The sequence below is a fragment of the Enterobacter sp. CM29 genome, assembly GCF_013179605.1.
GTDB classification, from domain to species: Bacteria; Pseudomonadota; Gammaproteobacteria; order Enterobacterales; family Enterobacteriaceae; genus Enterobacter; species Enterobacter intestinihominis.
The window spans coordinates 1-9,734 of the sequence record NZ_JABMCU010000174.1 but is presented as its reverse complement, the minus strand read 5'-3'; the positions used below and the strand labels follow the sequence as shown (position 1 = coordinate 9,734).

Genomic DNA, 9,734 nt, shown 5'->3' with positions numbered 1-9,734 from the left:
GCGGGCAACCTCCTGGCGCACGCTCTCTTCCGTCTCCAGCAGACGCTCCGCCAGACGGCGATTGCGCGCCAGCTCGGCTTGCAGAGACTGGTTCAGCTCGCGCAGGCGCTGGATGCCCGCCCCCAGCAGCAGCCCGGTCAGGCTCTGGGCCAGCAGCGAGAGCAGCAGATCTACCGGATGATCGTGCCAGGTCTGGCTGGCGATCAGCGCGATGGCGTTCATCAGGGTCGCGATCAGCGCCCCCTGCCAGCCGTAGTGCCAGGCGAGGGCGATGATCGGCAGCGCCAGACAAAACGGCGTAAAGCGTGATAATTCAGCAGGGAGACCAAGCTGCAACCACAGGCTCACCACAAACAGCAGCAGATACCAGATCAGGTGCCGGGCGCGCCAGTTCACCGGCTGGGAGACCAGCGCCGGGCCGAGCGGCTGCCAGACGGTGCTGGTAAGGTAATGCCAGAAAACCAGGCAGGTCGGTGCCAGCGTCAGGCCGCCGGTGAGGGTCAGCAGCAGGGCGTTGAGCCCCTCCTTTTCACCCACCCACGGCAGGGACTGCAACAGCGCGGCGGCAATCAGCGCCGCCCCCTGACGCAGCAGCGTGCGCCAGTCGCGCTGGTGACGGTAGCGGGAAATCAGGGCGACCGGGATAAGCGTGAGCAGGCTTCCGGTCATCAATAAAGGCAGATGCGCCAGCGCCACTTCCTGCGCCAGCCAGATCAGCATCAGCCACTCTGCACCGAGCAAAACGGGCCAGTATCCGCGCGGGCACTGAAGCATCAGTCCCAGACGCAGGCCAAAGGGGAAAAGCAGCACCGCCAGCTCCGGGCGTTCCACCAGATGCAGGCTGATGCTCCATAGGCAGAACCATGCGGCGGAGAAGATAAAAAAGCTGGCGACGACGGCGATCAGCCGTGAAAAAACGGGGCTCATTGCCAGCTGTCAAACATACGGCGCGCCAGCTCGACATCGTTACTGACGTTGAGTTTTTCCATCAGGTTGGCGCGATGAACATGCACGGTTTTCGGGGACAGATCCAGCTCCGCGGCAATCTCTTTCACCGACATGCCCTGGGCAAGTTTCTCTGCCACCTGACGCTCGCGTCTGGTGAGCGGATCCTGCCGTCCCGCCGCCAGCTTGATGGCGATATCCGGCGTCAGGTAGCAGCCGCCGGTGGAGACGGTGCGCACGGCGGCAATCAGCTCGTCGGGGCTACAGCGTTTAGAGAGGAAGCCGCGCGCGCCCGCGTTGAGCGCCTGCTCGACCAGCGCCGGGCTGTCGTGGACCGAGAGCATAATGGTCGCCATCCCTTTCGGCAGCTGGCTTAACAGCTCCAGCCCGGAGAGATCCGGCATTGAGATGTCGCAGATACAGACCTGCACCCCGCGTCCCGGCAGGCCCGCCAGCGCCTCGCGACCGGAGCCAAACTCGGCCACGACCTGAAAATCCGGTTCGAGGTTTAAAAGCTGGGCAAAGCCGGAGCGGACGATAAGGTGGTCGTCGATAAGGGCGATGGTGGTCATGGTTTGATCCTGATGCGTGAACACGCCGGATGGCGGCGTAAACGCCTTATCCGGCCTACGTGTAACGTCCTTGCAGGCTGGATAAGCGCAGCGCCATCCGGCAAAAGCCTTTTACCTTAAGTGATTTACTCGAAAAACACCGCAATTTTGTTAAACATGGTGGGATCGGACTGGTTGCGTGCCACTTTGGTGACATCTTCCAGCTTGTCGATCTGCGCCATCATCTGCTCCAGACGCTGGTCGTCGTTCACCAGTAGCCAGATGCGGCTGTGCTCGCTGCCCTGAATCGGCAGGCACAGAATGCCTTCCACGTTAAACGCCCGTCGGGCAAACAGCCCGCAGACGTGGGTCATGACGCCAGGGTGGTTGCGGACGGTGAGTTCCAGAATGACGTTATCATGTTGTTTCTGCATGGCTTATTCCCCCACCATCTCAGTATTGGCCGCACCCGGCGGCACCATCGGATACACTTTTTGTTGCGCGTCGATACGCACGTGGATCAGCGCCGGGCCAGGGCGAGAAATCGCATCCTGCAACGCCGCGTGGGCATCTTCTTCGGCGTTCAGATCGCAGGTGTGCAGGCCAAAACCAGCGGCAATCTGCATGAAGTTGATCATCCCCGGATAGGTCGCCGCAAACACGCCCTGCTTATAGAACAGGCTCTGCTGCTGGTGTACCAGGCCCAGCGCCTCGTTGTTCATCAGAATGATTTTGACGTCTAACTGATTTTCGGCTGCGGTGGCCATCTCCTGAATGTTCATCATCAGGCTGCCGTCACCGGAGAAGCAGATCACCTTACGGTCCGGGTTGGCGAGCGCCGCGCCAACCGCTGCTGGCAGGCCGAAGCCCATGGTGCCAAGGCCGCCGGAGGTCAGCCACTGGCGCGGGCGGTTAAGCGGATACGCCTGGGCAGTCCACATCTGATGCTGGCCGACGTCGGTGGTGATAATCGCGCTGTCATCCACGCAGGCGGCAACGGCGTTGATAAGGCCATAGTGGCTCAGCGGGTCGCCCTCGGTTGGGATAGCGCCCGGGAACTCGCGTTGCAGATCGGCCACCAGCTGGCGCCAGTCGGCGCGGTCGTTTGCCTCCGTCTGTGGGATCAGCTGTGCCAGCACCTCGGTCACGTCGCCCTGAATCGCCACGTGCGGCTGCTTGATTTTACCCAGCTCGGCGCGGTCGATATCCACGTGAATGATTTTGGCGTTCGGGCAGAACTCCTCGGTTTTGCCGATCGCCCGGTCATCAAAACGCGCCCCCATAACAATCAGCAAATCCGCCTCTTGCAGGATGTAGTTGGTGCTGCGCGCGCCGTGCATGCCCAGCATGCCGAGAGAGAGCGGGTGCGCTTTTGGCAGCATGCCGAGCGCCATCAGGGTCATGGTGGTAGGCAGGCTGGCTTTTTCAGCGAACTGACGGATTTCATCCGCGGCGTTGATCGCCCCGCCGCCCAGATAGAGCACCGGGCGTTTCGCCGCGTTAATCATGGCGGCGGCATCGCGCACGCTCTCAGCGCTGAATTCCGGCGCCGGGGCACGCTCGCCCGGCTCCGGCAGCACGTCGATCTCAATTTCTGCGGTCTGGACATCCTTAGGAATGTCTATCCACACCGGACCCGGGCGGCCAGACTGGGCAATGCGAAACGCATCGCTGATCACCTGAGGCAGCTCGCTGATATCGCGAACTAAATAGTTATGTTTGGTGATGGGGATAGAGATACCGTAGGTATCCACTTCCTGGAACGCATCGGTACCGATCATCGAGGACGGCACCTGGCCGGTAATGCAGATCAGCGGAATGGAGTCGAGGCGCGCATCGGCGATGGCGGTCACCAGGTTAGTGGCGCCCGGCCCGCTGCAGGCCATACAGACCGCCGGTTTACCCTGGGTACGCGCCATGCCCTGAGCGATAAAGCCTGCGCCCTGCTCGTGGCGCGCCAGCACGTGGCGGATCTGTGTGCTTTGGCTTAACGCATCATACAGCGGCAGCACGGTCCCACCCGGGATGCCCGCAACGGTGGTGATGCCCTGTCGTTCCAGTAAATGAACAATCAGCTGCGCGCCTGTAAAACGCGTTTTTGTGGATGTTGTGCCCGAACTTGCCATGCTCCAGTCCTTTTCTTCTGAGCCAGCTTTACGCGTCGTAGTTCAGGTTGCAGATGCGTTGGCTGCGTTCCCTCACCCCAGTCACGTACCTATGTACGCTCCTGGGGATTCGCTCACTTGCCGCCTTCCTGCAACCCGAACTACTTAGCGTATCCGGGAGGGGTCCTAAACGAAAAACCCCGCCCGGTTTGCGCCGGCGGGGTTTTGGATTCGTGTGTTGATCCAGTCCCTACGGCGCATTGCCGACGACCACCACCACACGCACGACGACCACTGCGGCAGGTTGCGCAGTTTTTAGTAGGGTCGAGGTGAAGATGGATGAAGTCATTGGGGACCTGTATTTGGAATCATTGATAGAATTTATACAAACACAGGTTTTCGGATGTGACAATGGAAATATTTTCAACTGCGCAAAAATGCGTCAGGGATCACGTTTCGTTTGTTGGGTGATGACACTCAATAAAGGGTTTTTACTCACTCAATAAATAGCGCAGGTGATACCCCAAATCTGACCGCCAGCTTTTTAATATGGTTCAGAGTAAGCTGTCTCTGACCATTCAGAACCCGTGAAACCATCGATTTACTACCAATTTCATCCTTAAAATCCGATATCGTCAGATTGTATTGATCCATCAAGGTTCTCAAAACTGCAATTCCGACGGGAACGGACTCCATCTCCTTGCGTAGTGCGACTATCTCTGGCCGATTAGCTTCGTAATGGCTAATTCTGGCGCAAACAATATCCAGCAAGGGGCTATTGGGCTCGTTCATAAGGAGATACTCAACCAGCTCAAGCGCATCCTTATAATCTTTCTCGCTCGGCTGTTCACCCAGTAAAGGAACGGCCGCAACAAGGGCGTGCGTAGCTTTCATTGCATCAGCGACGATCATCATTTCTTCCCCTTAGTGCGATGTTTCTCCGTAAAACGGTCATATTCCTTATGAGTAAAAACATGGCGCACATAAAACTTTTGGCTTTCAAAGAATATGAGAGCCACTACTCTGAGATTGTTATTTGCAATATCAATAACATAATGCTTATCAAGATACTTGAAGTTATCCAGCGTTGGGAAAAGTTTTCTCAGTGCAGCGGGCGTCGGGCAGTGGCTCTTTTCAATAACTCGTCCTAAAAAGAGAAGCTCTTCTCTGTATTGCGGGAACTGGCTTACCGCATCCAAAATTGCCTTCATTGAGATTAAATGCATCCTGCTTGCCTGCCGCGTCCGTTGCCATTATGGCAACGATAACACCTATTGCCAATAAGTCAACGGAGGATACTATTTTCACTTCGTCAGAAAACAAAAAACCCCGCCTAAGCGAGGTTTTTATCAGGGTTTTGCGGTTGGTTGCCGCAGAACACACTGTGTTACGTCAACGCAAAAAGTATACGCGATCGAAGACGAACGCGCAATTCCGGCACGGATTTTGACGTTTTTGAGTATGGATCGCCTTCCAAAATTTGTCCATAAAATACTGTTCATGCATACAGTATTTATCTATACTGAGGGTGTTCGCAGTGAGCGAGGGGGCCGCAGTTTACCGGCGCAACGAAGTCCTGGCTGAAACGGGTGGTGCCGTCAGTGCCTTAACCCCTGAAGTGAGCACACTGTGTTACGTCAATCCAGGTGCTGGCCACAGGCGGCGGAAAGGTACGCCAGCATCGTGCTCCTTTTAACCAAAAGGAGACGCGTATGAGCGTCGTGGATATGGTCATACTTGTCCTCAAACTCATTGTTGCTGTATTGCAACTGCTTGATGCTGTCCTGAAATACGTTAAGTGATTCAGGTTCAAGTCGCACCTGAGAGGGGCGGGCAACCGCCCCTCTTTAATAACGAGGGAATGCTATGTCGCGTCTGTTAATTGAGCCTGTTACCCCTGATGAACCGGGCTATATCGCCCTGAAGGCCGAGAGTATCGCGTTAAATTTCAATATGCTGCGCAGGCTGGAAGAGAACTGGCAGCGCGGTGAGAATCGCTTTAACGCGCCGGGTGAAAAGCTGCTGGGTGCGTTTCTTAACGGCAGGCTGGTGGGCGTGTGCGGTCTAAATCGCGATCCATTCAGCCAGCAGCCGCGCGCCGGACGTATTCGTCATCTCTACGTCAGCGAAAAGTGCCGTGGGCTGGGGATTGGAAAACAACTTTTGACCGTGGTGATGGCGGATGCCAGCATCTGGTTTGATTTTCTTAATACCCATGCGCCGGAAACCGCGTACGGATTTTATCATCGGGCGGGCTTCAGGCTTGTGTCAGACGAGCCCCGGGTGACGCACCGCCTTTTTTGCGCAGTGTAAGCGGCTGGCAGCCTCGACGGGGGAATGTTACAGTTGGATGACATTTCACCAACCGATCCGCCATGACCATCACCGTTTTCTGCATTTTACTGTTCGCCGCACTGCTGCATGCCAGCTGGAACGCCATCGTTAAAGCCGGAACGGACAAGCTCTACTCGGCGATCGGGGTCAGCGGTTCAGCCGCGCTTATTGGGCTGATTTTACTCCCCTTCTCGCCCCAGCCGACTGCCGCAAGCTGGCCATATTTGTTCGTCTCCTGTGCGTTACACTGCTCGGCGGCGTCGGGACGATGGGATCTTACGGTCTGGCACTCTGGGCGATGACTCAGGCGCCGCTGGCGGTGGTCGCCGCACTACGTGAAACCTCTATTCTCTTCGGCGCATTCATCGCATTTGTGCTTTTAAAAGAGAAGGTTGTGGGCCTGCGCATCGCGGCGGCGCTGGGTATTGCAGCCGGTGCGGTCCTGCTGCGCCTGGCGTAATTCGCTGGCAACATTAGTTGCCGATCTTGTTTACAAATCCTGCCTTCACGCCTTCTGTCATTCATCACAGTAATGCTTAAATTGTCATCTCTCTGTGGTAGATTCCTCGCGCATTTATGGGAATGCGTAGTCACTTATTCTTTATTTATCTCTTTTGGCAAAAGTATTCAGCGACATGAAAAAGCAACGGAACGTGAACTTATTGTTGATGCTGGTGTTACTGGTGGCCGTCGGGCAGATGGCGCAAACCATCTACATTCCGGCGATTGCCGATATGGCAAAAGATCTGAGCGTCCGCGAAGGTGCGGTACAGAGCGTGATGGCAGCCTACCTGCTGACCTATGGCGTTTCACAGCTGGTTTATGGTCCCCTGTCCGATCGCGTCGGGCGTCGTCCGGTCATTCTGGTGGGCATGAGCATTTTCATGGTGGCGACGGTGATTGCCATTACTACGCACAGCCTGACCATCCTGATTGCCGCCAGCGCCCTCCAGGGCGTGGGCACCGGCGTCGGCGGGGTCATGGCGCGTACCCTGCCGCGTGATATGTACCAGGGCACCCAACTTCGCCACGCCAACAGTCTGTTAAATATGGGCATTCTGGTCAGCCCGCTGCTCGCCCCGCTGATTGGGGGTCTGCTGGACACCGTCTGGTCCTGGCGCGCCTGTTACGCCTTCCTGCTGGTGCTGTGCATTATTGTCACCTACAGCATGGCGCGCTGGATGCCGGAAACACGTCCGCAGGACGCGCCGCGCACGAAGCTCATCGCCAGCTACAAAACGCTGTTCGGTAATGGGTCGTTTACCTGTTATCTGTTGATGCTAATCGGCGGCCTGGCGGGCATTGCGGTGTTTGAAGCCTGTTCCGGCGTGCTGCTGGGCGCAGGCCTTGGCCTGAGCAGCATGGTGGTGAGCATTTTGTTTATTCTGCCGATCCCGGCGGCGTTCTTCGGCGCATGGTTCGCCGGACGTCCGAACAAACGCTTCTCTACGTTGATGTGGCAGTCGGTGATCAGCTGTCTGCTGGCCGGGCTGATGATGTGGATCCCGGGGCTTTTTGACGTGATGTCGGTCTGGACGTTGCTCATCCCGGCGGCGCTGTTCTTCTTCGGCGCGGGCATGCTGTTCCCGCTCGCCACCAGCGGCGCAATGGAGCCGTTCCCGTTCCTCGCGGGCACGGCAGGCGCGCTGGTCGGCGGTTTACAGAATATCGGTTCCGGCGCGCTGGCCTGGCTTTCGGCTATGATGCCGCAGACCGGGCAGGCGAGTTTGGGCCTGCTGATGACCCTGATGGGGCTGCTGATTTTGCTGTGCTGGCTGCCGCTGGCGTCGCGCGTCCCGCATCACGAACAGCCGGTTTAACCGCATGATGGCCCGGCTTCTCGCCGGGCTTTTCACACACGGGCGCAATCATCGCCTGTAATAACGGCTCTGGCGCAGGCCGCCAGGCGCCCTCTTCCCCGTCGTAAAACTGGAAGTCCGCGTTAAGCGCATACGGGATTTTCGCCTTTTGCAGCTCGCAGGCCATAAAGTTGGCGAAGGCCATTTGCGAAGCGGTTGGCGTGAGGTGGTTTGACTCCCCCACGCCCCAGCCCCCGACCCAGCTAATGTGCCCGGTTTTTTGCTGCCAGTGCAGCGCGGCATTGATTCGGTTACGGATAGCCGCTTTCTCAGCCGCGGTTCCGGACGTCCACGGGTATTTGCCGTTCGTTTTCAGCGGACCCCAGGGGAAAATATGCCATTCCGCCAGCAGGTAATTCTGGCTGTGTGCGGGCAGCTTCAGGCTGGATAAATCCTCCGGCGCGGCGCGCAGACGAGGGGCGATAAAAATCATGCGGCTGGCATCAATGGCGTGAATGTCTTTGATCGCTTTCTCATACACCCGGTTGAGCGAAGCAACGTTGTGGTTGAGCTTGTCCGCCGGTTCGTAGATCAGGTCAAACCCCAGCAACGGCGAGCGCTGACCAAAATAGTGCGCCACGGCAATCCACCAGTTGATCACCGCTTTTTCGGTATCCGCTTTCGGATCGTTTTTATATTCATCGGCCTGATAGGCGATGATGGGGATGACGCCGTATTGCTCGCAAGCCTCCACCAGCTTACGCAGGTGAATCAGCCGCGCTTCCGTCGGTTCGCCCGCCACCCGAATACGGACATGATGTATGCCTTTCGCCTGGAAATCACGGACCACCAACGGGTCGAATTCGCGTATACCGCGCTCGGTGCGGGCCCAGTCGACATCCATTCCGACGCCCAACATCTGCGCGTAACGGGCAGCCGTCAGGGGTGGCTCAGCGGCACAGGCCCAGCCGGAAGCGAGCGCTAACACGGTGACAATTAACGGCTTTAACACGACGCCCCTTGCAAATAATCAAATGCTTTACTCTGTATTTAGCATGCTTTTTCACAATTGGTGTAGAGTCAAAACGAACTAAATTCTGAGACAGATTATGAAAACGACTGACCTGACCGGCCTCATTGACCGGTTTCCGCTGCTGGCGGATTTGATTGCCCTGAAAGAGATCACCTGGCTTAATCCGAACACCACGACGCTGGCGGAAGGGTTGCCATATGTCGGGCTGACCAAAGCCGACGTGGACGACGCGCATGCGCGCCTGAAACGCTTCGCGCCGTATCTGGCGAAAGCCTTCCTGGAAACGGCGGCAACGGGCGGGATTATCGAATCCGAACTGGTCGCGATCCCGGCGATGCAAAAGCGGCTGGAGAAAGAGTCTGGCAAGGCCATTCCAGGCACGCTGCTGCTGAAAAAAGACAGCCATCTGCCGATTTCCGGCTCCATTAAAGCGCGCGGCGGTATCTATGAGGTGCTGGCCCATGCGGAAAAACTGGCGCTGGAAGCCGGGTTGCTGAGCGTTGAAGATGACTACAGCATCCTGCTGGAGCCACGCTTTAAAGCCTTCTTCAGCCAGTACAGCATCGCGGTGGGTTCAACCGGCAACCTGGGGATGTCCATCGGCATTATGAGCGCGCGCATCGGCTTTAAGGTCACGGTGCATATGTCCGCCGACGCCCGCGAGTGGAAGAAAGCCAAACTGCGCAGCCACGGCGCGATCGTCGTGGAATATGAGCAGGATTATGGCGTGGCGGTGGAGCAAGGGCGCAAAGCGGCGGAAAGCGATCCAAACTGTTTCTTTATTGACGATGAGAACTCACGCACGCTGTTCCTGGGCTACGCGGTTGCAGGTGAGCGCCTGAAAGCGCAGTTTGCCGCGCAGGGGCGCGCGGTGGATGCTGAACATCCGTTGAATGTCTATCTGCCGTGCGGCGTCGGCGGCGGCCCCGGCGGCGTGGCGTTTGGCCTGAAGCTGGCCTTTGGCGAT

11 protein-coding genes and 2 pseudogenes are annotated in these 9,734 nt (G+C 57.5%); 5 read left to right on the top strand and 8 right to left on the bottom strand.

Translation table 11 applies throughout. The features are described 5' to 3' along the window. The 7 genes from uhpB to HP459_RS18045 all read right to left on the bottom strand — a co-directional run. On the bottom strand, positions 1-927 hold a 927-nt coding region (gene uhpB / locus HP459_RS18075), incomplete at its 3' end, for a signal transduction histidine-protein kinase/phosphatase UhpB (RefSeq protein WP_171936587.1). Then, the gene (gene uhpA / locus HP459_RS18070; RefSeq protein WP_022646555.1) at positions 924-1,517 is read right to left on the bottom strand and encodes a transcriptional regulator UhpA; all 594 of its coding nucleotides are present in this window, start codon (positions 1,515-1,517) and stop codon (positions 924-926) included. The genes uhpB and uhpA, both read right to left, overlap by 4 nt. A gap of 125 nt (positions 1,518-1,642) precedes the next feature. Next, positions 1,643-1,930: an acetolactate synthase small subunit gene (ilvN, locus tag HP459_RS18065; RefSeq protein ID WP_010426528.1), complete on the bottom strand. Its 288-nt coding sequence runs from the start codon at positions 1,928-1,930 to the stop codon at positions 1,643-1,645. A 3-nt stretch (positions 1,931-1,933) separates the two neighbouring features. Then, entirely contained in the window at positions 1,934-3,622 is a 1,689-nt protein-coding gene (gene ilvB, locus HP459_RS18060) for an acetolactate synthase large subunit (RefSeq protein WP_171936586.1), read from the bottom strand. Between the two features lie 229 nt (positions 3,623-3,851). Beyond that, entirely contained in the window at positions 3,852-3,950 is a 99-nt protein-coding gene (gene ivbL, locus HP459_RS18055) for an ilvB operon leader peptide IvbL (RefSeq protein ID WP_057979964.1), read from the bottom strand. A gap of 146 nt (positions 3,951-4,096) precedes the next feature. Then, a complete protein-coding gene (locus tag HP459_RS18050; RefSeq protein ID WP_023305145.1) occupies positions 4,097-4,516 on the bottom strand; it encodes a type II toxin-antitoxin system HigA family antitoxin in 420 nt (139 codons plus the stop codon). Continuing rightward, entirely contained in the window at positions 4,513-4,827 is a 315-nt protein-coding gene (locus tag HP459_RS18045; protein ID WP_022646552.1) for a type II toxin-antitoxin system HigB family toxin, read from the bottom strand. The genes HP459_RS18050 and HP459_RS18045 overlap by 4 nt, the downstream gene beginning before the upstream one ends. 486 nt (positions 4,828-5,313) lie before the next feature. Between HP459_RS18045 and tisB the strand changes: the two genes are divergently transcribed. The 4 genes and pseudogenes from tisB to emrD all read left to right on the top strand — a co-directional run bounded on the left by tisB (position 5,314) and on the right by emrD (position 7,755). Then, the gene (gene tisB, locus HP459_RS18040; protein ID WP_022646551.1) at positions 5,314-5,403 is read left to right on the top strand and encodes a type I toxin-antitoxin system toxin TisB; all 90 of its coding nucleotides are present in this window, start codon (positions 5,314-5,316) and stop codon (positions 5,401-5,403) included. A 64-nt stretch (positions 5,404-5,467) separates the two neighbouring features. Then, positions 5,468-5,914: a GNAT family N-acetyltransferase gene (locus tag HP459_RS18035; RefSeq protein ID WP_023298965.1), complete on the top strand. Its 447-nt coding sequence runs from the start codon at positions 5,468-5,470 to the stop codon at positions 5,912-5,914. A gap of 62 nt (positions 5,915-5,976) precedes the next feature. Further along, positions 5,977-6,395: pseudogene (locus HP459_RS18030) on the top strand (EamA family transporter). A gap of 175 nt (positions 6,396-6,570) precedes the next feature. Beyond that, positions 6,571-7,755: a multidrug efflux MFS transporter EmrD gene (gene emrD, locus HP459_RS18025; RefSeq protein ID WP_171936585.1), complete on the top strand. Its 1,185-nt coding sequence runs from the start codon at positions 6,571-6,573 to the stop codon at positions 7,753-7,755. Here emrD and HP459_RS18020 read toward each other — a convergent pair. Then, positions 7,661-8,746 (bottom strand): annotated as a pseudogene (locus tag HP459_RS18020) (cellulase family glycosylhydrolase); the annotation flags it as partial. The gene emrD and the pseudogene HP459_RS18020 overlap by 95 nt on opposite strands. A 97-nt stretch (positions 8,747-8,843) precedes the next feature. On the opposite strand from HP459_RS18020, the gene dsdA reads away from it, so the two are divergent. Then, a partial coding sequence (dsdA, locus tag HP459_RS18015) for a D-serine ammonia-lyase (protein ID WP_171936584.1) occupies positions 8,844-9,734 on the top strand: 891 nt, incomplete at its 3' end.